This window comes from Luteimicrobium subarcticum (assembly GCF_002798015.1).
Classification (GTDB): domain Bacteria; phylum Actinomycetota; class Actinomycetes; order Actinomycetales; family Cellulomonadaceae; genus Luteimicrobium; species Luteimicrobium subarcticum.
In genome coordinates, this window is record NZ_PGTZ01000007.1 from 822,055 (window position 1) to 844,423 (window position 22,369).

At 73.3% G+C, this 22,369-nt stretch carries 15 protein-coding genes; 9 read left to right on the top strand and 6 right to left on the bottom strand.

The window, feature by feature from the left end; all coding sequences use genetic code 11:
• Nucleotides 1–17 precede the first annotated feature (17 nt).
• The 4 genes from CLV34_RS08665 to wecB are packed head-to-tail and all read right to left on the bottom strand — an operon-like array spanning nt 18 to nt 6,285.
• Nucleotides 18–1,538, bottom strand: a complete 1,521-nt coding sequence (locus CLV34_RS08665) for a glycosyltransferase family 4 protein (RefSeq protein ID WP_100349815.1) — start codon at nt 1,536–1,538, stop codon at nt 18–20.
• A 41-nt stretch (nt 1,539–1,579) separates the two neighbouring features.
• The gene (locus CLV34_RS08670) at nt 1,580–3,739 is read right to left on the bottom strand and encodes an acyltransferase family protein (protein WP_157803769.1); all 2,160 of its coding nucleotides are present in this window, start codon (nt 3,737–3,739) and stop codon (nt 1,580–1,582) included.
• A gap of 13 nt (nt 3,740–3,752) precedes the next feature.
• Nucleotides 3,753–5,198, bottom strand: coding sequence for a glycosyltransferase family 2 protein (locus CLV34_RS08675; protein ID WP_100349817.1), 1,446 nt, complete (start codon nt 5,196–5,198; stop codon nt 3,753–3,755).
• Between the two features lies 1 nt (nt 5,199).
• Nucleotides 5,200–6,285 (bottom strand): non-hydrolyzing UDP-N-acetylglucosamine 2-epimerase, encoded by a 1,086-nt coding sequence (wecB, locus tag CLV34_RS08680; protein ID WP_100349818.1) that lies wholly within the window; start codon nt 6,283–6,285, stop codon nt 5,200–5,202.
• A 152-nt stretch (nt 6,286–6,437) separates the two neighbouring features.
• On the opposite strand from wecB, the gene CLV34_RS08685 reads away from it, so the two are divergent.
• The 9 genes from CLV34_RS08685 to CLV34_RS08725 all read left to right on the top strand — a co-directional run bounded on the left by CLV34_RS08685 (nt 6,438) and on the right by CLV34_RS08725 (nt 19,183).
• On the top strand, nt 6,438–8,264 hold the full coding sequence (locus tag CLV34_RS08685; RefSeq protein ID WP_100349819.1) for a glycosyltransferase family 4 protein: 1,827 nt from the start codon (nt 6,438–6,440) through the stop codon (nt 8,262–8,264).
• Nucleotides 8,265–8,346: 82 nt separating this feature from the next.
• The gene (locus CLV34_RS08690; protein ID WP_100349820.1) at nt 8,347–10,548 is read left to right on the top strand and encodes a glycosyltransferase; all 2,202 of its coding nucleotides are present in this window, start codon (nt 8,347–8,349) and stop codon (nt 10,546–10,548) included.
• A 78-nt stretch (nt 10,549–10,626) separates the two neighbouring features.
• Nucleotides 10,627–11,886, top strand: a complete 1,260-nt coding sequence (locus CLV34_RS08695) for a nucleotide sugar dehydrogenase (protein WP_100349821.1) — start codon at nt 10,627–10,629, stop codon at nt 11,884–11,886.
• 11 nt (nt 11,887–11,897) lie between these two features.
• On the top strand, nt 11,898–12,764 hold the full coding sequence (locus CLV34_RS08700) for an ABC transporter permease (RefSeq protein ID WP_100349940.1): 867 nt from the start codon (nt 11,898–11,900) through the stop codon (nt 12,762–12,764).
• Nucleotides 12,757–13,605 (top strand): ABC transporter ATP-binding protein, encoded by an 849-nt coding sequence (locus CLV34_RS08705; protein ID WP_245859105.1) that lies wholly within the window; start codon nt 12,757–12,759, stop codon nt 13,603–13,605. The genes CLV34_RS08700 and CLV34_RS08705 overlap by 8 nt, the downstream gene beginning before the upstream one ends.
• Nucleotide 13,606: 1 nt before the next feature.
• Nucleotides 13,607–14,767, top strand: coding sequence for a glycosyltransferase (locus CLV34_RS08710; protein ID WP_245859106.1), 1,161 nt, complete (start codon nt 13,607–13,609; stop codon nt 14,765–14,767).
• 13 nt (nt 14,768–14,780) lie between these two features.
• The gene (locus CLV34_RS08715; protein ID WP_211289382.1) at nt 14,781–16,091 is read left to right on the top strand and encodes a UDP-glucose dehydrogenase family protein; all 1,311 of its coding nucleotides are present in this window, start codon (nt 14,781–14,783) and stop codon (nt 16,089–16,091) included.
• A 49-nt stretch (nt 16,092–16,140) separates the two neighbouring features.
• Nucleotides 16,141–17,070: a cation diffusion facilitator family transporter gene (locus CLV34_RS08720; protein WP_100349824.1), complete on the top strand. Its 930-nt coding sequence runs from the start codon at nt 16,141–16,143 to the stop codon at nt 17,068–17,070.
• Nucleotides 17,071–17,239: 169 nt separating this feature from the next.
• Nucleotides 17,240–19,183, top strand: a complete 1,944-nt coding sequence (locus CLV34_RS08725; RefSeq protein ID WP_170044622.1) for an Ig-like domain repeat protein — start codon at nt 17,240–17,242, stop codon at nt 19,181–19,183.
• A 90-nt stretch (nt 19,184–19,273) separates the two neighbouring features.
• On the opposite strand, the gene CLV34_RS08730 is transcribed toward CLV34_RS08725, so the two are convergent.
• Nucleotides 19,274–20,056, bottom strand: coding sequence for a hypothetical protein (locus tag CLV34_RS08730; RefSeq protein WP_100349826.1), 783 nt, complete (start codon nt 20,054–20,056; stop codon nt 19,274–19,276).
• 137 nt (nt 20,057–20,193) lie between these two features.
• Complete coding sequence (locus CLV34_RS08735; RefSeq protein ID WP_100349827.1) at nt 20,194–22,311, bottom strand: hypothetical protein; 2,118 nt, start codon at nt 22,309–22,311, stop codon at nt 20,194–20,196.
• Between the last annotated feature and the right edge of the window lie 58 nt (nt 22,312–22,369).

Below are 22,369 nucleotides of genomic sequence, written 5' to 3' on the forward strand. Positions count from 1 at the left end.
TGGGGTGCGACGGGACGTCAGCGCGCGAGCAGGCGGGCGTACGCCGCCTCGGCGGATCCGGTGACGGCGCTCCAGTCGCGGTTCTCGACGACCCAGGCCCGTGCCTGCGCGCCGAGCTCGGCGCGCAGGGCGGGGTCGTCGATGAGGCGCTCCAGCGTGGCGGCCAGGGAGGGGGCGTCCCCGGCCTGGAAGACGAGACCGGTCCGGCCGTCCTGCACGATCTCGGTGAGCGCGGCCACGCTGGACACGACCACGGCCTTCTCCGTCGCCATGGCCTCGAACGGCTTCATGGGCGAGATGAGCTCGCACACGTCGAGCGGGAGGCGCGGGAACGGCGTGATGTCGAACAGCGAGAGGTAGCGGTGCACCTCGTCGTGCCCGACCCGACCCGTGAACAGGACCTTGTCGGTGAGGCCGAGCGACTCGACGCGGTTCCGCACCGTGCCCTCGTTGGGGCCGTCGCCTACGATGACCACGGCGAAGTCGTCGCGACGGGACGCCAGCTCGGCGACGGCCTCCATGAGCAGCGGGAGGCCTTCGTAGGCGATGACGCCGCCGGCGTAGCCGATGACGGTCTTGCCGGTCAGGCCGAGCGCCGCCGCGAGCTCGTCGTCGCGCGGCTCGGGCGTGAAGTCCGACGCGTGGACGCCGTTGGGCAGCACCGAGATCTTCTCGGGCGCGACACCGCGGCGCACCATCTCGGTGCGCAGCGCCTCGGTGATGACGAGCACCTCGTCGGCGAGGTGGCAGATGTCGGTCTCCGTGCGTACCAGGTAGTCCCAGTACTGGGAGCCCTTGAGCTCGGGGCGGCTCGCGGTGCGCATCAGGTCCTCGAGCCCACGCATCTCGTAGACGAACGGGATGCCGAGGCGCCGGGCCGCGATGGCGGCGCCGTACGCCGTGGCGTAGAAGCTCGAGGCGTGGATCACGGCGGCGCGACGCTCCCGAGCGAGCCGTTCGACGTGCCCCGCGAACTCCTCCGAGTACGCGACCAGGGGGTGCTGCGGGTAGCGGCGACGCTCGTCGAGCGCCCGGTGGTAGGCGATCGGCCCGACGGTGTCCACGGTCGGCACGGTGCGCTCGTCGTCGACGGGCCACCGGTTGTAGGGGAAGCCGAGGCGCGTGATCGCCGCCACGTCCCACCCGCGGTGCGACAGCGCCGAGAGGATCCCGTGGGAGCGGGTGGCATATCCGCCGGCGCGCTGCGGCAGGGACTGCGACAGGACGGACAGGACGGACCGCGGGTCCGGGTCGTAGGCGGGCGCGTCGGCACGGGGCGGGGTGGGGTAGCCGCGGGCCAGGATCGCCAGGGCGTCGTCCGCGAACGTGGCCGCCTCGAGCGCGGTCACGTCGTCCGGCGCGTAGCGCAGGATGAGCGTCGCCATCTGCCGCATGCGCGTCACGTTGCCGCGCCGGCGCGCGATGCGCAGGGAGCGGCGCAGCGCCTTCGTCCGCCAGCTGCGCGCGGGGCCGACCACGAGGGACGGCGGGACCTTGTCCATCGCGCGGCTCGCGTACGAGGTGAGCTTCTTCGCCATCGGTGTGGTTCCTCCGGTGGTGCGTCGAGGGTGGTGTCGGGTCAGCGGCCGGTACGGGCCGCGGCGTCGACGAGTGGTGTCAGCGCCCGGCGCAGGACGTCCTCGAGCGACAGGGCGTAGGTGTCGGTCAGGTGGGAACCCTGCCGGTAGACCAGGGCGCCGCCGATGACGGCCGGGCACTTGGAGTCGTTGCAGAACACGTTGGTCATGTCGAGGACCTTGACGCCCTTGACCTGCTCGGCTGCGGCCTCCATGGCCGGTGCCCCGCTGGCCGCGAGGCCGGCCTTGCGGCCGAACGCGCAGGCGCTCAGGTCGTCGAGGTGGTCGGCGACGCACTTGTAGACCTCGGCGTCCTTCTCCGGCATCTGCGGTGTGGGGTTGTCGAGCAGCGCGATCACCTGCGTGCCGTTCTTCTGCACCGCCTCCCACGACGTCGCGAGGCCCTCGGCGAGGCCGGCCTTGCCGGTCGTGCCGTCGGGTGCCGTGCCGAACTTGGCTCCCTGCGAGACGAGCAGCACGTCGGGCTTGTCGGCGAGCACGTCCGCGAGGACCTGCTTGTTCCAGGACGTGCACGTGTCGTACGGCTTGCCGGCCTGGGACAGGACGGCCGACGAGAAGCCGCACGCGGACTTCGTGACCGTGCGGATCTTCCAGTGCTCCGCCTTGCCGATGCGGTCGAGCACGTCGGCCCACTGCAGCATCTTGGAGTCGCCCGCGACGACCATGTCGACGGTGCCCTTCGGGTCGCCGTAGTCGCAGTAGGTGACCTTGTCGGAGTCGACGTCGGTCTGGCAGCCGCGGCCGTACGCGGACGGGACGTCGTCCGTCGCGTCCTGCGGCATGGGCGTCATCGACGGCACCGAGTCGACGACCTTGACGCCGTCCACCGTCGGCGCGACCGTCGCGGACCTGGAGGGAGTCGACGCCGACGTCACGGTGAGGGACGCCGCACCGACGGGCCCGGCGGCCGCTCCTGCGGTGCCGGACGACGGCACGGCGAGGATGAGCAGGAGCCCGGCGACGACACCGGCGGCCGTGAGGTTCACCGCGAGCGAGAGCGTGAGGCCGGTCGACTCGCTGATGCGTCGCGAGCGGCGGAACGGGTTCTCGACGAGCTTCAGGGACAGGTAGGCCGGGATGAACGACACGGCCACGACGAGCAGGCTCTTCTTGGCGCCCAGCTCGCCCCACGCGGCGCCGGCGATGACGAGCAGCGGCCAGTGCCACAGGTACAACGAGTAGGAGATCCCGCCGATCCACACGAACGGCCGCCACGTGAGCAGGCGGTTCGCCCCCGTGATGGCACCGGCGCCGCCCACGATGACGGCAGCCGCGCCGAGCGTCGGCACGAGGGCCCACGCGCTCGGCCACGGAGTCGTCGAGCGCAGCAGCAGGGCCCCGAGGACCAGGGTCGCGAGCCCGGCCCACCCGACGGCGAAGCCGACCGTGCGCGGCAGGCGCGTCCACAGGCCCGCGCCGACGGCGACCAGGCCGCCGACGCCGAGCTCCCACAGGCGGGTCGTCGTGACGAAGTACGCGGCGGCCGGGTGGTTCGCCGTCTCGACGACGGAGAACGCGAGCGACGGGACGACGATGATCGCGAGCCCGATCCCCATGAGGGGGCGGACGCGCAGGCCGCGGCGGCGCGCGATCCACGCCACGACCAGCAGGACCAGCGGCCAGACGATGTAGAACTGCTCCTCGACGGCGAGCGACCAGAAGTGCTGCACGGGCGATGCGGCCTGGCCCTCGGCGAGGTAGTCGACGGCCTGGCCCGCGAGGCGCCAGTTCACCACGTAGAGCGACGCCGACATGATGTCGCCGCCCACCTGACGCCAGTCGACGAACGACATGAAGATCCACGACAGCAGCGCCGTCACCGACAGCGTCAGCGCGGACGCCGGCAGGAGGCGGCGGGCACGGCGCGCGTAGAAGCGGCTCAGCGACACCCGCCCGGAGCGCTCGACCTCGCGGACCAGCAGGCCGGTGATGAGGAAGCCGGAGATGACGAAGAAGATGTCGACACCGATGAACCCGCCGGGCACGAACGACACGCCGGCGTGGAAGAGCAGCACGGTGCCGATGGCGACGGCGCGCAGACCCTCGATGTCGGGGCGGAAGCCACGGTGGGCGGCGGGCCCGGGTTCGGGCGCGTCGGCCTTCCCGGCGGGCCGGGCGTGGCGGACCTCCACGTTCGTCATGCGCGTCCTTCTGTCAGACCTCGGCATGCGTCCACGGTTCGCCGAAGAACGGCTCCCCGGACGCGAGCGCGAGGAGCTCGCTGTCGGTGATCTTCCAGGTGTGTCCGGCGGTCGAGGTCGACCGGACGGACACGAAGTTGTAGCGGTCGGCCGAGTAGACCGTCCCGCCGGTCGCGGCGACCTTGTCGAGGAAGGTGGTGTCCACCCGCCGGGGCAGGTCCTCGAACCGCACGGAGACGGCGACATCGCGCGGCATGACCAGGGTGCCGCCCTGGACCAGTCGCGTGAACCGGTGCTCGGCGGCCGGGAACCTGAGGAACGTCGCGCCCGCCGACTGGAGGTAAGCGTAGTGCGCCCACTTGCCTGCGACGGCCGCTCCCGTCCAGTCGAAGGTGCGGACGAGGTCGCCGAGGTAGTGACGCCCGTAGAAGTTGTCGTCGTCCATCTTGGCCACGAAGTGGCCGTCGGCGGCGTCGACACCCCGGTTCATGAGCGTCCCGAGGTTCTGCGACCGGTCGGCGGTGAGGACGACGAGGTCGCTCACGCCGCGGTCGGACGCCCGGGCGCGCAGGTCGGCGGCGGGCTCGAAGCCGTGGGCGACGAGCACGAGCTGCACCCGCTCGTGCGCCTGGCGTGCGACGAGGTCGAGGACGTGGTCGATCTGCTCGGGCCGCATGGTGGGGACGACGGCGCTCACCGACCGGTCGCCGGAGGGCAGCCCGGCGGCGCGGAGCAGGGTCCGGGCAGCGGCCGCGCCGGACAGGTCGGTGTGGGCGCGGCGCAGGGCGGGCTGGGCGTAGCGGTCGCGCAGCTCGGCGTGCCGTGCGAGCGCCGCGGGGAGGTGCGGGTCGTGCGTGGTGTCGAGCACGAGACCGTCGAGCGCGGGGCCCTCGAGCCTGGGGTCGTCCGTGCCCTCCGACAGCACGACCCGCCCGGCCGCGGCAGCCTGTGCCGCGACGACCACGGGGTCCGGTCCCGCTGCCCCGTCGAGGACGAGCGGCTGGAGGCCCTGGAACGGGCCGCCGGCGCGTCCTGGGTTGTGCCGGCGCTGCGCGAACGCGGCGGCGGCCACGGGCACGCCCGGGTGCTCGTCCGCGGTCGCGGGGGTGGCGACGAGCGCGACGTCCGCGAGAGCGGGCAACGGCTCCGGGGTCACCTGCCGGTGCCACAGCACCACCGGCACGCCCGCGGCACGGGCGGCCGCGACGAGCGCGTCCCGCCCGGGCCGGGCCGCGGGGTGCTGGACGACCACGAGGTCGGCGCCGGGCACCCCCTCGGCGGCGTCCGACTGGGTCCACTCCTCGGCCAGCACGGCGGCCGGCCGGTCGTCCAGCTGCACGACGACGCGCACCGGCCGCGGCCCAGGTCCGGGAGTCGTGGCAGGACGCGACGGCTGCGGGCGACCGAGCCGCGCCGCACGCCGCGCGGCCGCCCGCAGCCGGACCTGGAACCGTGCCACGTCAGCGGTTCTCGAGGAACCCGTCGAGGACGCGCGCGATCCGCTCGCCCGCCTTGCCGTCCCACAGGGCGGGCACGGGCCACGTCGCGGGGCGGCCGGCGGCGAGGACCTCGGCGGCGACCGCGGGCAGCGCGTCGCGGGTGACGAGGCGGTTGGTGCCGTCGGTGATCGTCACCGGACGCTCGGTGTTCGGTCGCAGCGTGAGGCACGGCACACCGAGGACGGTGGTCTCCTCCTGGACGCCGCCCGAGTCGGTCACGACGAACGACGCGCCGCGGACCAGTCCCATGAAGTCGATGTAGCCGAGCGGCTCGACGACGTGCAGACCGGGGTGGTCGAACAGGCCGGCGTCGGCGAGGCGGGCCCGGCCGCGCGGGTGGAGCGGCAGGACGACCGCGGCCATGTCGGCGACGGCGTGCAGCGACGCCACCATCTCCTTGACGTCCTGCGGGTCGTCGACGTTGCCGGGGCGGTGCAGCGTCGCGACGACGTAGCCGCCCTCGAGCCCGAACGTCTCGCGGGCGCGCGCCACGTCGAAGCGGTCGATCTGCGCGAGCAGGGTGTCGATCATCGGGTTGCCCACGAAGTGGATGCGGTCCGGGTGGACGCCCTCGTTGCCGAGGTGCGCGACCGCGTCGGGGCTGGTCGCGAGGAGGACGTCGGCCAGCTTGTCCGTGACGAGCCGGTTGATCTCCTCCGGCATGGTCAGGTCGAAGCTGCGCAGACCGGCCTCGACGTGCGCCGTCGGGATGAGCAGCTTCGCGGCGACCAGCGTGGCCGCCACCGTCGAGTTCACGTCGCCGTACACGACGACGAGGTCCGGGCGGCGCTCCGTGAAGACGCGCTCGAGCTCGATCATGATCCGGGCGGTCTGCTCGCCGTGCGAGCCGGAGCCGACGCCGAGGTTGATGTCGGGCCGCGGCAGGTCGAGCTCGCGGAAGAAGACGTCCGACATCTTGTCGTCGTAGTGCTGGCCGGTGTGCACGAGGATCTGGTCGATCCCGCGGTCGGCGAGCGCACGCATGACGGGGGCCGCCTTGGGGAAGTTGGGGCGGGCGCCGGTCACGTGCAGGACGGTTCGGGACATACTCTTCCTTCGTCGTGAGGTGCGGGGGCTTGGCGTCATCATGCCAGAGTCGACGGCCCGTCCCCGTGGACGTCCCGTGCGCAAGCCGCGCGACTTTCGCCCCCGGCGTCCACGACCGACCAGCTGCCGACCGAGAAGAGGACCGTCCGACCATGACCCCGCCGCCGAGCGTGCCGACGACCGCGTCGCCCGCCCGCCCGTCCCGGGCCGCGTCCCTGCTGCTCGCCCTCGACGTGCTGCACGCGCAGTGGGTGCAGGACCCTCTGGTCGCCCTGGTGCGCGTGCTGCGCGCCGCCCCGCGCGGGGCGGTCGTCCGGCTGGCGCGCGCCCCGGGTCTTCTGGGGGCGCTCGCGGCGGGCGCGACCGGGCGCGCCGACGAGGCGGGCGACCGGCTGCGGGCGCACGCCGGACGGGGCCGGGGTGCCGCGCGTGCGGCGGCTCGCGGCGCGGTCGCGCTGCACGACGACCCGACCGCGGCGTTCGCGTGGGCGCGGGTCGGTGCGGTGCGCGGGCGGCGCGACCTGCGCGCGCACGTCGCGGTGCTCGCGTCGGCGGGGCACGTGGGGGAGGCCGTCGACGCCCTCGCGGGCTCGTCGCGGCGCCGGGACCGGCGCCTGCGGGACCTGCTCTCGGGCGAGCTCGCCGCGCTGGCGCCCGCGCCGGCGGCCGCCCTGCAACCGGGGCTGCGACCCGGCCCCGAGCGCGGGGACGTCGGTGCGGCAGCCGCCGGACCGGCGCCGACGGTCGTGCACGCGGTGACGAACGCGCTGCCGGAGGTGCAGGCCGGCTACACGCTGCGGACCCACGGGATCGCCGCAGCGCAGGTGCGTGCCGGGACGCGCGCGATCGTGGTCCCGCGCGGCGGCTTCCCCGTGACGGCGGGTGCGCTGCGCGCCGCGCCGCGCGTCGTCGTGGACGGGGTGACGAGCCTGCGCCGCATCCCGCCCTCGCTCCCGAGGCGTGAGGACGAGCGGCTCGCGGCCGACGCCGCCGCGCTGGCCGACCTCGCGCGGCGCGAGGGCGCGGGCGTGGTGCACGCGCACTCGTCGTACCTCAACGCCCGGGTGGCGCTCGGTGCGCGGGCGCTCGTCGACGTCCCTGTGGTGTACGAGGTGCGCGGGTTCCTCGAGGAGACCTGGGCGAGCCGCGGGGGAGACGTCACGGCCGACCGGTACGTCCTGGCCCGGGCGAGCGAGTCGCAGGCGATGCTCGCGGCGGACCACGTCGTGACGATCTCGGAGGGCATGGCGCAGGACATCCGCGACCGCGGCGTCCCGGCCGAGCGGGTCACCGTCGTGCCGAACTCCGTCGACGACGCCTTCCTCGCGCCGCCCCCCGACGCCGCTGCGCTGCGACGGCGCCTCGGCATCCCCGCCGACGCCCCCGTCGTGGGGATCGTCAGCACGCTCAACGCCTACGAGGGCGTGGACGTCCTCGTCGAGGCCGCCGCACGGGCGACGACGTCCACGCCGCTCCACCTGCTCGTCGTGGGCGACGGGCCGGAGCGCGCCCGGCTCGCTGCGCAGGCGCAGGCGGCCCTGGGCGAGCGCGCGCACGTCGTCGGCCGGGTGCCGCACGCGGCCGTCCGGGAGTACTTCGCGGCGATCGACCTGTTCGCGGTGCCGCGGCTCGACCTCTCGGTGACCGCCAAGGTCACCCCGATCAAGCCCCTCGAGGCGATGGCGACGTCGCGTCCGGTCGTGGCGAGCGACCTCGCGCCGCTGCGCGAGATCGTGCAGGAGGGCGAGACCGGCTGGTTCGCGCGTCCCGGCGACGCGGACGACCTGGCCCGGGTGCTGGGTGACGCCCTGGCCGACCCGGCGGAGCTGGCGCGCCGCGGCGCGGCGGCCCGCGTCTGGGTCGCCTCCGAGCGCACGTGGGCGCGCTCGGCCGCCGTCTACGCCGAGGTCTACGCGGCGGCCGCCTCCCGGCGACGTCCGGGCCACGGCCCCGGCCCGGCATCACCGTCGCCCCGGTAGACTCCGGCCCGGCACCAGGCCGTCCCCCCCCCCGATCACGGACGTCTCGACCGCGTCCGTCCCCGATCACGAAGGTGAGACCGTGAGCCCCAAGATCCCCGCCGCGGCACGACGACGCGTCGACGACCTGCTCGTCCGGTACCCGACGGTGCGCCGCACGGAGACCGCCGACGCGATGCGCCGCGAGCGGATCGACGCGGCGGTCACGTCGGGCGGCACGCCCGACGCCTCGCTGCTGCCGGTCGCGCGCCGGTTCGCGCTCGAGGGCGGACCCGTCGAGCGCTACCGCAGCATCCTCGTCCTCATGCGGCTCGACGCGCGCGACGACGCGGTCGCCGCGCTGCACCGCATGGCGGCCGACGCGCCGCAGATGAAGCCGTGGGACCAGGTCGAGGTCGCGCAGCTGCTCGCCCGGCACACCCTGGTGGACGAGGCGGACGAGGTGTACCTCGCGGTGCTGCGCGCCCCTGCGGGCGGCGTCGGCCTGCTCGGCGCGGCACGGTACGCGGCGCGCGACGGGCGCCCGGAGATCGTCGGCCCGTTCCTCGAGGCGGTCGACGCGGGCCGCACCGCGGTGCGGGGCAAGACGGGAGACCGCGCGAACGCCCTCACGCAGACGCTGCGGGCGCTGCACACCGGCGCGTCGCCCGACGACACCATGGCCGCTGCGGCCGGCGAGCCGGAGGCGGTCCGCGCGGTGGCGCGCTTCGCCCTGCGGACCCGCGACCGCGGACTGGCCGTGGCGCTCGGCGACCACCTCGGCTCCGGCCCGATCGACGATCCCGAGACCGCGGGGTTCGTCGCACGGCTGCTCGACCAGCGCGGTGACATCGGCGGCGCGGTCCGGCTCGCCGAGGCCGCGCAGGGCGGGGCAGAGGACCCGACGTCGCTCGAGCGGCTCATCACGGCCGGCACCGCCGACCTCGCGGTGCTGCGCGACGGCTGGACGGGTGGCCCGCGCCTGGCGCGCACGCACGAGCCCGAGCCCCGCAAGGCCGCCTACCTGCTGCACAACTCGCTGCCCTTCGACTCGGGGGGCTACGCGACGCGGTCGCACGGCATCCTGTCGGCGCTCACCGCCGAGGGCTGGGACATGGACGTCCTCAACCGGCCCGGCTACCCGTGGGACCGGCCGAGGTCGCTCGCGCGCGGGGGTGGCGTCGTGGAGCCGTCGCAGCGCATCGACGGGGTGCGGTACTCGCGCCTGAGCACCGGACCGGCCGGCCTGGACGACGGCGTGACGCAGTACGTCGAGCGCTACGCGGACGCGGTCGTCGCCCGCAACGCCACGGAGCGCTACGGCGTGATCCACGCGGCGAGCTTCTTCCGCAACGGCCTCGGTGGCATCCGGGCCGCGCGCCGGCTCGGGATCCCCTCGGTGTACGAGGTCCGCGGCACCCACGACCTGTCGAACTCGTCGAAGGACCTCGCCTGGCTCGAGACGGACCGTGGCCGGCTCTACCACACGCTCGAGGGGACCGCGTGCATCGAGGCGGACCGAGTGTTCGTCATCACGCGCGCCGTGCGCGACGTCATGATCGACCGTGGCGTGGCCGCCGAGAAGATCCGTGTGCTGCCCAACGGCGTCGACTCGTCGCGGTTCGGGAGCCTGCCGCGCGACGCGGACCTCGCCCGCGAGCTCGGGGTCGAGGGCTACCCCGTGATCGGCTACGTCGGGTCGATGGTCTTCTACGAGGGGCTCGAGCTCCTCGTCGAGGCGGCCCAGCAGCTCCACGCACGCGGCGTGAAGTTCAAGATGCTCCTGGTCGGCGACGGCGACGTCGCCCCCGGTCTGCGCGAGCAGGTCGTCGAGCGTGGCCTGTCGGACGTCGTGATCTTCACGGGCCGGGTCCCGCACCACGACGTCGAGCGGTACTACTCGCTCATCGACGTCGCGCCCTTCCCCCGCACCTCGTCGCCCGTGACCGAGGCGGTCTCGCCCCTCAAGCCGTTCGAGGCGCTGGCCATGCAGCGCGCCGTCGTCGTGTCGTCGGTCGGTGCGCTGACCGAGATCATCACCGACGGCGAGAACGGTCTGGTGTTCCGCAAGGACGACGTGGGCTCGCTGGTCGAGCAGCTCGAGCGGCTCGTCCTCGACGAGTCCTTCCGGCTGGCGCTCGCCGAGCGGGGTCGCGAGTGGGTCGTGCGCGAGCGCGACTGGCGCGTCGTCGTCGGGGTCGTCGACGAGACCTACCGTGAGCTGTCCGAGGAGTTCGGGCTCGGCACGCGCTGGCTCGACGCGCTCCCGGGAGCGGTGTCCGGCACACCGGCCGCCGGCTCCTGAGCCGTCCCCCGGGATCGGTCCGGTGGACGATTCCCACCCGTTATGCTTTCCGAGCCACCTTCCAGAGGAGTTACTGCTGTGTCCGCTGATGTTGTCGTGCTGGGTCTCGGGTACGTGGGCCTGCCGCTCGCGCAGGAAGCCGTCCGCTCCGGTCTCGAGGTGCTGGGGTTCGATGTCAGCTCTCGGGTGATCGAGGGCCTCAACGCCGGGAAGTCGCACGTCGACGACCTGTCCGACGAGGCGATCTCGGACATGCTCGCGAAGGGCTTCCGCGCGACGTCCGACGAGTCCGAGATCCGTGACGCGAAGGTCGCGGTCATCTGCGTCCCGACGCCGCTCGCCGAGGACGGCGGCCCGGACCTCGGTGCCGTCATCTCCGCCACCCGCACCGTGGCGCGCCAGCTCACGGCGGGCACGCTCGTCGTGCTGGAGTCGACGACCTACCCGGGCACCACCGAGGAGGTCCTGCGACCGATCCTCGAGGAGGGCGGCCTCGTCGCCGGCCAGGACTTCGAGCTGGCGTTCTCGCCGGAGCGGATCGACCCGGGCAACCCGGTCTACGGCATGAAGAACACGCCGAAGGTCGTCGGCGGCACCACGCCGGCCGCGACCGAGCAGGCCGCCGCGTTCTACCGCCGGTTCGTCGACACTGTCGTCGAGGCGAAGGGCGCGCGCGAGGCCGAGACGGCGAAGCTGCTCGAGAACACCTTCCGCCACATCAACATCGCGCTCGTCAACGAGATGGCGCGCTTCTGCCACGAGCTCGGCATCGACCTGTGGGACGTCATCCGTCTCGCGAAGACGAAGCCGTTCGGGTTCCAGGCGTTCTACCCGGGTCCGGGCGTCGGCGGTCACTGCATCCCCATCGACCCGAACTACCTGAGCTACAACGTGCGCTCCAAGCTGGGCTACCCGTTCCGGTTCGTCGAGCTCGCGCAGGAGATCAACGCGACGATGCCGGCGTACGTCGCGCGGCGCGTGCAGGACGTCCTCAACGACGCGCAGATCGCGCTGAACGGCGCGAACGTGCTGCTCCTCGGCGTGACGTACAAGCCCGACATCGCCGACCAGCGCGAGTCGCCGGCGGTCCCGCTCGCCCAGGTGCTGCGCGACAAGGGTGCCGTGGTCTCGTTCCACGACCCGAACGTCGAGAAGTGGCGGGTCAACGGTGACGTGCTCGACCGTGTCGCTGACCTCGACACCGCGGTGGCCTCGGCCGACGTCGTCGTCCTGGTGCAGAACCACCACTCGTACGATCTCGACGCGCTGACGGCGGCCGCACCGCGGTTCTTCGACACGCGCGGTGCCACGACGTCGGACGCCGTGCACCGGCTGTGACCGTCGAGCAGATGCGCACGCCGAGCTCGGAGGAGCTCGCCGCGCTCGCCGAGGAGAACGGTCTGCGACCGTTCGGCGAGCGGCAGTCGCTGCGCGAGTACTCCGTCGAGCTGTGGCGTCGTCGGTCGTTCCTGTGGACGCTCGCGAAGTCCCGGTCGTACAACCGCAACCAGGACAACTACCTGGGCCAGATGTGGAGCGTGCTCAACCCGCTCTTCCTGGCGGGCGTGTACTACCTGATCTTCGGGGTGCTGCTCAAGACGACGCACGGGGTCGACAACTTCGTCGGGTTCCTCGTCATCGGCGTGTTCACGTTCTCGTTCGTGAGCACGTCCATGACGAGCGGTGCGGGCAGCGTGTCGAACAGCCTGTCGCTCGTGCGCAGCCTGCGGTTCCCGCGCGCGGTCCTGCCGCTGTCGGTCACGGTCGCGGAGCTCGTCACGTTCGGGTCGACCGTCGCCGTGATGCTGTTCCTCGTGCTCCTGAGCGGCGAGCGGCCCACGTGGTCGTGGTTCGGCGTCGTCCCGGCTTTCGGGCTGGCGTTCGTGTTCGTGTCGGGCGTGGCCATGATGCTGTCGCGCATGGTGGCCTCGGCGCGCGACCTGCGGAACCTCATCCCGGTCGGGATCCGGTTCATCCGCTACTTCTCGGGCGTCTTCTTCTCGATCGACGCGTACGTGGTGGACAAGGGCTTCTGGGGCCAGGTCATGCTGTACCAGCCCGTCGCGGTGTACCTGAACCTCGCACGGTCGGCGCTCCTCGAGGAGTTCGACTCGAGCATGACGCTCTGGCTCGCAGGGGCCGGCTGGGCCCTGCTCGCCGTGGTGGTCGGGTACGTCGTGTTCTGGCGCGGAGAAGAGCAGTACGGACGTGAGTGAGCTGACGATGGACGCGCGGTTCGACGACCTCGAGGACGGCTACGAGGAGACCCACTACACGCCGGCGAGCATCGGGTCGCCGTCGCTCATCGCCGACGACGTGCACGTGCGGTACCGCGTGTTCGGTGGTCGGCGCATCACGCAGACCGACCAGGGCCTGCTGCGCAAGGCGCTGAACCGCGGTCGGCGGCACGTCGGCGCTGTCTCGGAGGTGCACGCCGTCAAGGGTGTGTCGTTCGTCGCGCACCACGGCGAGTCGATCGGCATCCTCGGCCGCAACGGCGCGGGCAAGAGCACGCTGCTGCGCGCCCTGGCGGGCCTGCTGCCCATGGCGGCGGGGAACGTCTACTCGGCGGGCACGATGTCGCTCCTGGGTGTGAATGCCGCGCTGATGGGGTCGATGACGGGCGAGCGGAACATCATGATCGGCGGTCTCGCGCTCGGGCTGACGCCCAAGGAGGTCCGCGAGAAGATGCCCTCGATCGTCGAGTTCGCGGGCATCGGTGACTTCGTCAACCTGCCGATGTCGGCGTACTCGTCGGGTATGGCGGCGCGTCTGCGCTTCGCGATCTCGACGTCGGTGGTCCCGGACATCCTCATGATCGACGAGGCGCTGGCGACGGGTGACGCCGAGTTCCGTGCCCGCAGCCAGGCCCGGGTCGAGGAGATCCGCGACGAGGCCGGCACGGTGTTCCTCGTGAGCCACTCGATCGCCTCCGTCGAGCGGATGTGCAACCGGGCGATCTGGCTCGAGCAGGGCCGCATGGTCATGGACGGTCCGGTCGACGACGTGTGCGCCGCCTACAAGGAGGCCACGCGCGTCCGTCCCAAGAAGAAGTGACGTGAGCCCGCACGAGCATGCGGTGCGGGTCCTCGTGGTCACGGTGGTCCACGACCCCGCGGACGCGCGGATCCGGCACCGGCAGATCGCGGCGATGGTCGAGGCCGGCTGGGACGTGACGTACGCGGCACCGTTCACCGCCTACGGCCGCGAGCCCGTCGCCGGGGTCACGGCCGTGGACCTGCCGCGCGCGGCGGGCCGTCGCCGGCTGGGCGCGGTGCGGGCCGCACGTCGGCTGCTCGCGGCGCGGACGGCGGACGTCGACGTGGTGCTGCTGCACGACCCGGACCTCCTGCTCGCGGTACCCCGGCGCGCGCGCCGGCGCGGTACCGCGGTCGTGTGGGACGTGCACGAGGACACCGCTGCCGCCGTGACCATGCGGGGCTGGATCCCGGGTCCGCTGCGCTCGCTCGCGGCGTGGGGCGTCCGGCGGGCGGAGCGCTGGGCGGAGCGGCACGTCGACCTGGTCCTCGCCGAGCCGGGGTACGTGGCGCGGTTCGCGCGCCCGCACCCCGTCGTGCCCAACTCGGTCCGCGTCCCGGCGGCGTTCCCGGACGCACCGGTCCAGGACCGGGTCGTGTACCTCGGCAAGCTGACGGCGGCCCGGGGTGCCCGCGAGCTCGTCGCGCTGGGCGCGGCGCTGGCGAGCGAGGTCACGGTCGAGCTGGTCGGGCCGGCGACCGGCGAGGTCGCGGACGAGCTCGCGGCGGCTGCCGGACGCGGCGACGTCGACTGGGCGGGGTTCGTCCCGAACGACGCTGCCCTCGCGCGGCTCGACGGCGCGCTCGCCGGCCTGTCCCTGCTCCACGACGAGCCCAACTACGCCCACTCGCAGCCCACCAAGGTCTTCGAGTACATGGCGCACGGCCTCCCGGTCGTCACGACGCCGAACCCGGCGTCGGTGCAGGTGGTGGAGAGCGCCGGCGCGGGCCTCGTCGTGCCGTTCGGCGACGTCGCCGCCGCCGCGGCGGCCGTCCGCCGGCTGCGCGACGACCGCCCGGAGCGCGACGCGATGGCCCGCCGCGGCTATGACGATGTGCGGCAGCACCACGACTGGGGTGCGGACCGCGTCGCGTTCCTCGGTATCCTCGACCAGTTCGCACACCGCGCCGGGAGCCCCTCGCGCGATGTCCCGGGCACGACGCCCGGAAACCCCGCATGACGAAGGACGAATCTTGCGCATCTCGGTGATCGGCTGTGGATACCTCGGTGCCGTGCACGCCGCGTGCATGGCCCAGCTCGGGCACGACGTCGTCGGCATCGACGTGGACGAGCGCAAGGTCAAGCTGTTGGCCTCGGGCGAGGCGCCCTTCTTCGAGCCCGGCCTGCCCGAGCTCCTCTCGCAGGCGTCCGCGACGGGACGCCTGCGCTTCACGACGGACCTGGCCCAGGCGGCGTCCGCAGACGTCCACTTCGTGTGCGTCGGCACACCGCAGGTCAAGGGCGGCTACGCCGCCGACCTGACGTACGTGGACGCCGCGTTCGAGGCGCTGCTGCCGCACCTGGGCGCTGGCGACGTCGTGGTGGGCAAGTCGACGGTGCCCGTGGGCACGGCCGCCCGCCTCGCTGCGACCCTCGCCGACGCCGCGCCCGAGGTGACCCTGGCCTGGAACCCGGAGTTCCTGCGCGAGGGCTTCGCCGTCCAGGACACCCTGCACCCGGACCGCCTCGTCTACGGGGTCGCGTCCGGCGCGGCGGGCGAGCACGCCGTCGAGGTGCTCGACGCCGTCTACGCGGCCCCGCTCGCGGAGGACACCCCGCGGCTGGTGACCGACTACCCGACCGCCGAGCTGGTCAAGGTCGCGGCGAACTCGTTCCTCGCGACCAAGATCTCGTTCATCAACGCGATGGCCGAGCTGTGCGAGGCGACGGGCGCGGACGTGACCCAGCTCGCCGACGCGATCGGTCACGACGACCGGATCGGCCGCAAGTTCCTCAACGCGGGCCTCGGTTTCGGCGGCGGCTGCCTGCCGAAGGACATCCGCGCGTTCATGGCGCGTGCCGACGAGCTCGGCGCCGACCAGGCGGTCACCTTCCTCAAGGAGATCGACGCGATCAACGTGCGTCGCCGGGGCCGCATGGTGGACCTCGCGACGGAGGTCCTGGGCGGTGACGTCGCGGGCCGCCGGATCGCCGTGCTCGGTGCGGCCTTCAAGCCCAACAGCGACGACGTGCGCGACTCGCCCGCTCTCGACGTGGCGGTCCGCCTCATGGAGCTCGGCGCGCAGGTGCGCGTGACGGACCCCGAGGCCGGCGCGAACGCCCACGCCGTCCACCCCGACCTCGACGTCACGACGTTCGACGCGGCGGTCGACGGTGCGGAGGCCGTGCTCCTGCTCACCGAGTGGCAGCAGTACCGCGAGCTCGACCCCGACGCGCTCGGTGAGCGCGTCGCGGCCCGCCACGTGCTCGACGGGCGCAACGTGCTCGACCCGGGCCGCTGGCGTGCCGCCGGCTGGACGTACCGCGCGCTCGGCCGGCACTGACCTCACCCGGCCGCCACCGCGCGCCGACCCACCTCACGAGGGAGTCGACATGTCCCACTCCGAAGGCGGCACGAAGGCCATCGTCGCGGCCCTGCTCGCCAACGTCGGCATCGCGGTCACCAAGTTCGTCGCGTACCTGCTGACGCACTCGTCGTCGATGCTCGCGGAGTCCGTCCACTCGCTCGCCGACTCGGGCAACCAGCTCCTCCTGCTCCTCGGCGGCAAGCGCGCCCGCCGCGCCGCCGACGAGGAGCACCCGTTCGGGTACGGGCGTGAGCGCTACCTCTACGCCTTCATCGTCTCGATCGTGCTGTTCACCCTGGGTGGGCTCTTCGCGCTCTACGAGGCGTGGCACAAGTTCGAGGACCCGCACCCCATCGAGTCGTGGCAGTGGGTGCCGGTCGCGGTGCTGCTCGCGTCGATCGTCATGGAGGGGTCCTCCTTCCGCACCGCGCTCAAGGAGTCGAAGGCGGCGCGCCGCGACATGTCGCTCGTCGCGTACATCCGGGCGGCGAAGGCGCCCGAGCTGCCCGTCGTGCTGCTCGAGGACTTCGGCGCCCTGGTCGGCCTGGTCTTCGCCCTCTTCGGTGTCGGCATGACCCTGGTGACCGACGACGGACGCTGGGACGCGGTCGGCTCGGGCGCGATCGGGGTGCTCCTCGTCCTCATCGCGGTCGCGCTGGCCCTCGAGACCCGGTCGATGCTGCTCGGCGAGGCGGCGACGCCCCGCGACGTCGCGGCGATCCGGGCGGCGCTCGTGGGCGACGGGGTGCCGTCCGTGATCCACCTGCGCACCCTGCACCTGGGACCCGAGGAGCTGCTCGTGGCCGCCAAGATCGAGGTGACGGCGACCGAGAGCGCTCGCGAGATCGCGGACGCCATCGACGCGGCGGAGGCGCGCGTCCGGGCCGCCGTCCCGATCGCCACCACGATCTACCTGGAGCCCGACCTGCGGCGCGCCGGGACGTCGCCGGCCTGACACGCGACGTCGAGGCCCGGTCGGTGGACGGCCCGCGGGCCGCCGCCGTCGTCCCGGTATCCTGTCCCGGGCCGGTGACCGCCGGCACGGAGGACGACATCCAGGGGTACCGGTCATGCGACCTGCACGACGCCTCGCCGCGGCGTTCGCGGCCACTTGCACTCTCGCCGTGACGGCGACGCTGACGAGCACGGCGGGCGCCCTCGCGGACGACGCGCCCCAGCCGTCGCCGCACGGCTTCACCACCGACGTCGCGGGCGTCGCCCCGGACGACGACGCGGTGCCGTACGACTCGCCGAACGCCGACCAGGAGCTGGCGCCGACGCCCGGCCTGCTCGCCGCGACGTCGTCCAGCACGGTGCAGCACCTCGAGGTCGTCGTCGCGACGCCGAGCGGCGTCTCGTCGACCAGCGTGAAGTCCTGGCTCTCACGGGCCAACGTGGACTCCCTGGTGAGCGACGTGTCGAAGTACTGGTCGGCGCAGACCGGTGGCCGGGTGACCTTCGCGGTCGACAAGTTCGCGTACCTCTCCCCGGGGGGCTCGTGCTACAGCGACTCGGCCATCACGAGCCTGTGGAGCCGCTCCTCGAAGCAGCTCTACGGCGAGGACTGGTACAGCAACACCGCCGGCCCGTCCTCGCGTCAGCACCTCGTCGTCCTCTACCCCGCCGACTCCGGTGACGCGGACGGCGCGACCACCTGCGGCGGCCTGCTCGGCCTGGGCACCTACCCGTCGAGCCCCTCGCTCAGCAGCGGCGGCCTGACGTTCGCGGTCGCTGGCGGCTCCGGCGGCACGTCGAGCGCGCAGTACTACGCGGCCCGGCAGACCCTGGCGCACGAGCTCGGCCACAACTTCGGGCTGCACCACGCCGGCGTGGCCTGGTGCTCGGGCAGCCACCCGGACGGCGCGTTCTCGTCGTCGTCGTGCGCCGACCTGTCGTACTTCGACCTGTTCGACCTCATGGGCGGCGGGTTCGACACGAAGGGCGTGACGCCGCTGTCGGCGCCGCAGAAGGCGCGCCTCGGGGTGCTGTCGTCCTCGGTGGCTCCCGCCGTGACGCCGATCACGACGACCAAGACGTACTCGCTCAGCGCGGCGGGCGCCACGAGCGGCCTGCAGACCGTGACCGCGGTCGACCCGTCCACGCACGAGCGCTACTACGTCGAGTACCGCCAGAAGTCGTCGAGCGTGGTCTTCCCGACCACGCCGACCTGGCCCTGGAAGCTCAACGTCACCTCGGGCGGCTCGACGATCGGGTCCGTCGGCTACGACTACGGTGTCCGCATCCTGCGACTCGCCCCGGCCTCGAGCGCCTGGGCGGAGCCGTACGAGCAGACGATCGTGCCGATCAACGCCTCGGGCTCGACGTCAACCCGCACGGCGTACCTGCCGAAGGGCCAGACGTTCACGAGCCGTAGCGGCCAGCTGAGCATCAAGGTCAACTCGGTTCCTGTGACGACCGCGACGTCGGGCACCGCGTCCGTCACCGTCGGCTTCGGCACCCCGGTCGTCCCGGCCATGTCGCTGACCCGGTCCAGCTCGACGCAGGCCTACGGGCACCCGACCACGCTCACCACGGCCCTGTCGTCGGCGAACGGCTACGTGCCGTCGGGCATCGTGACCATCCGCCAGGACGGCACGGCCGTGAAGACGATCCGCGTCTCGACGAGCGGCAAGGCGGTCTACACGGTCCCGAGCTCGCTGAGCCTCGGCTCGCACCGGTACACGTCGAGCTTCGCGCCCGACAGCACCGCCAAGGCGCGCAACATCGGCGCGCCGGCGTACCGCACCACGTACGTCACGGTCGCGAAGGCGACGCCGACGGTGTCGGTCACGATCGCACCGTCGACCGTGAGCCGTGGCCTGCACCCGCGGGCGACCGTCAAGGTCGTCTCGCCGGGGGTGTCCGCTCCGACGGGCACGCTGGCCGTGTACGTGGCCGGCAAGAAGGTGGCGTCGGCGACGCTCACCCCGGCCCGGCACGGCGGTGCGATCATCACGCTCCCGGCGCAGACCAAGGCGGGGAAGTATGCCGTGCACGCGACGTTCTACAGCACGACGTCGACGCTGAGCTCGCGGACCAGCGGCTCGGTGTACTACACCGTCCGCTGACGCGGCACCGCGGCACCGACGCGGCACAGACAGACACCGACGGCGGCGCGGGACCCGGAGCGATCCGGGGCCCGCGCCGCCGTCCGTGCGTCAGCGGACCACGAACGTCGCGGGCGCGCTGTGACCGGGGGCGATCGTGGGGACGTCCGGCGAGTACGACACCGTGACCGCATGGGTGCCGGACGGCCAGCCCGTCGGCAGGATGAACAGGGCGGAGCCCTTGTCGTACCACTGGAGGCGAAGCGACGAGAGCACCTTGGACCCCTCGCGCAGCACGAACGTCCCGGAGGGCCCGTACACGCCGGTGATGCGGACGCGGGCGACGACGCGGCCGTACTGGGTCCGATTCAGCGTGGTCGCTCCGATCCGAGCGAGGGTGACCTTCGCGACGCCCCGGACGACCGTCACCGTGCCGGAGGCGGAGGCGCCACCGATGTGGCGGGCCGTCGTCGCGGCGTCCGGGCGGAAGGTGACGGTGACGGCGTGCTTCCCCAGCGCGAGGTCGCGCGGGAGGAAGGTGGGCAGCGACTCGGTGCCCCACCTGTTGACGTGCCGGGTCGCGAACGCGGTGCCGTCGGCGCGGTAGGTCAGCAGTCCGGTCGGGTAGGCCGAGCCCGTGACGGCCAGCTGCGCGGAGACGTGCGCGGGGTTGCCCGCGTAGTGCTGCTGCGCCGTGACCGAGACCTTGAGGGCCGGCGTGACGGGGCGCGGCTCGACGGCCCCGGCGTGCGGGCCGGCGATCGCGGCGAGCGCGAGCGCACCCAGCAGGGCGACGGCACCCGTGCGCGCGCGGCAGACGGCGCGGGCGCGGTGGACAGGACGTCCCGCTCTGCGCGGCGGTGCGGGGTGGGCGGTGGTCAGGTCGGTGGGCATGCGGGTCTCCTCGTGTCGAGGGCGACCCGATGCCGCCCTCACCCGTACAGACGAACGGGCGGCCCGGAACGTTGCGTCCCGGACCGCCCGATCTCTGGCGGTGTGCCCATCCGGTGCGGGTGGGCGGCGCCGAGGTCTCAGTACGTGCGGAAGTACTGGACCCCGTCGTAGCCGCCGAGCGTCTCCGTGACCGTCCAGTAGTCGTGGTAGGCGCTCCACTCGCTCGTCTGGGTGTACCGGGTCAGCGTGGCGCTGACGCACCGGCCGCCGCCGACCAGGCTCTGGCCCGCGACGTCGCTGACGTAGCCGTCCGGAGTCTGGAGCGACACCGTGATGTCGGACAGACGCCGTGACCGGGTGGTCAGGTTGCAGAACCGTGCGGCCGCCTTGACCTGCACGGTGCCGGGCGTCCACGGCGTGGTGGTGGTCGAGCCGAGCGAGACCCACCAGGAGAACAGTGCGGCGCCGGTCCCTGCGTGGTACTTGTCGCCGAGGGTCGACTGGATCCCGAGCCACGCCGTCCGGCTGTGGACGGTCGTGACACCGTCGCTGACCGCGACGCGGAAGCCGTAGTCGTTCGCGCTCGTGGTCACGGGGCCCACACGGAGCGTGGCGCCCCGCTCGTTCGGGGCGTTGTGCCACGTGCGGCCGTCGGCCGTGTACTGCCACTGGTACGAGACGCCGGACTTGCTGGCGCGTGCGGTGAACGTGGCCGTGCCGCCCGAGTGGACCCAGTCGTTCTCCGGCTGCGTCGTGAAGCCGGTGAGGTGGTACCCGCTCGGCCACGCGACGGTCGACGTCGAGGCGCTGGTGCGTGCGGTGGTGACGTACCCGGTGCGCCGGCCGGTCACGACGACGGTCACGTGGTGGCCGTGGTCGGACGTCCCGAGCCGGTACGTGGACCGGACCGCACCCGGGACGGGGGAGCCGTCGCGGCGCCACTGGTAGCTCAGGGACGCGGACGGCGACCAGGCCGCGACGTGGGCCTTCAGCGTCGAGCCGACCTTGCTGGTGCCGCTGATCGTCGGGGCGTGCGTGACGGCGAAGTGGGTCACGACGGTGATGGAGCCGCTGGTGACGGAGCGCGTCGCGTAGCCCGCGTGCCGGCCGGTCACGGTCACGCTGATCTTGTGCCCGGTGTCGGCGGCGGAGGGTCCGTAGCTCGAGTGGACGGCGCCGTGCACCGGCACGCCGTCGCGGCGCCACTGGTACGTGAACGACGGGCTGGGCCACCAGGCGCCGGGCACGGCCCGCAGGTTCCAGCCGACCTGGTGCGAGCCGGTGATCGTCGGGACCCGGGCCGCGAGCGTCCCGGCGCCGACCGTGGCGGCCGCGCTCGTGACGGACGCGGTCGTGTAGCCGTCGCGGGCGCCCGTCACGGTGACGGTCAGGTGGTGGCCGTACTGGCTCGCGGTGGGGGTGTAGGTCGACGCCGTGGCACCGGTGATCGGTGCGCCGTCGAGTCGCCAGCGGTACGTGTAGCCGGCCGTGGGCGTCCACGTGCCGACGCTCACGCGCACCGTGGCGCCGACCCGCACGGTCCCGGTGATCTTCGGGGTCGCGGTCGCGAGGGTGCCGGGAACGGCGGGCTCTGTCGGCGCCGCCACGTCGAACGTGTAGCGGACGCACCCGGCCTCGATGCCGGTGACGGTGGCGTCGCCGCGGACGCCCGAGCCGAGCGAGTAGCCGACGGCCAGGACGCGAGCCTGCGGGAACGCGGCGGACCATGCAGGCAGCGTGCCGTGGTCCTCCGAGCCTGCGCCGCCGGCGTGGCTCGGCGCGGCGGAGCGCACGAACGACGCGGCGCTCGCGGGGACCCACCAGTCGTCGCCGTACACGGCCTCGCCCACGAGGATGCCGTCGGCGGTGCCGTCGCCGTCGAAGTCGGTCACGAGCTGGAGGCCGGGTGCGGTGCCCTGCGTCGCGGTGAGGTCGAGGCGCGGGACGCCCGCGTCGGCGAGCGCGACGTCGGTGGCGTGGTACCCGGCGGCCTTCGCCTCGCTGCTCGTGTCGTCGGTGAACACGTGCAGCCCGCCCGGGACGAACACGTCGTGCCCCGCGCTGCGGGTGTCGGTGAACGTCCAGCCCTGAGCGTCGGCGTCGGTCGCCACGGGAGCCTTCGTGAGGGTCGTGCAGGCCGTCAGGGTGTCGCGCGGGGCGTCGTCGGCCCACGCGGCCGGGGCGAGCGTCGGGACGGCCAGCCCGACGCCGAGGACCGCGACCAGGGGCGCGGTCAGGGGGCGAATTCTGTTCACCTGTTCTCCATGATTCTGCTCGGTGCCGCCTGTGCGGCGTGCGGAACGTATCACCGAG

Bases quoted from the DNA above. Each gene is read 5' to 3' on its own strand.
- CLV34_RS08670 (WP_157803769.1), bottom strand. From the start codon at position 3,739: ATGACGAACGTGGAGGTCCGCCACGCCCGGCCCGCCGGGAAGGCCGAC.
- CLV34_RS08730 (WP_100349826.1), bottom strand. From the start codon at position 20,056: ATGCCCACCGACCTGACCACCGCCCACCCCGCACCGCCGCGCAGAGCG.
- wecB (WP_100349818.1), bottom strand. From the start codon at position 6,285: ATGTCCCGAACCGTCCTGCACGTGACCGGCGCCCGCCCCAACTTCCCC.
- CLV34_RS08665 (WP_100349815.1), bottom strand. From the start codon at position 1,538: ATGGCGAAGAAGCTCACCTCGTACGCGAGCCGCGCGATGGACAAGGTC.
- CLV34_RS08720 (WP_100349824.1), top strand. From the start codon at position 16,141: ATGTCCCACTCCGAAGGCGGCACGAAGGCCATCGTCGCGGCCCTGCTC.
- CLV34_RS08685 (WP_100349819.1), top strand. From the start codon at position 6,438: ATGACCCCGCCGCCGAGCGTGCCGACGACCGCGTCGCCCGCCCGCCCG.
- CLV34_RS08700 (WP_100349940.1), top strand. From the start codon at position 11,898: ATGCGCACGCCGAGCTCGGAGGAGCTCGCCGCGCTCGCCGAGGAGAAC.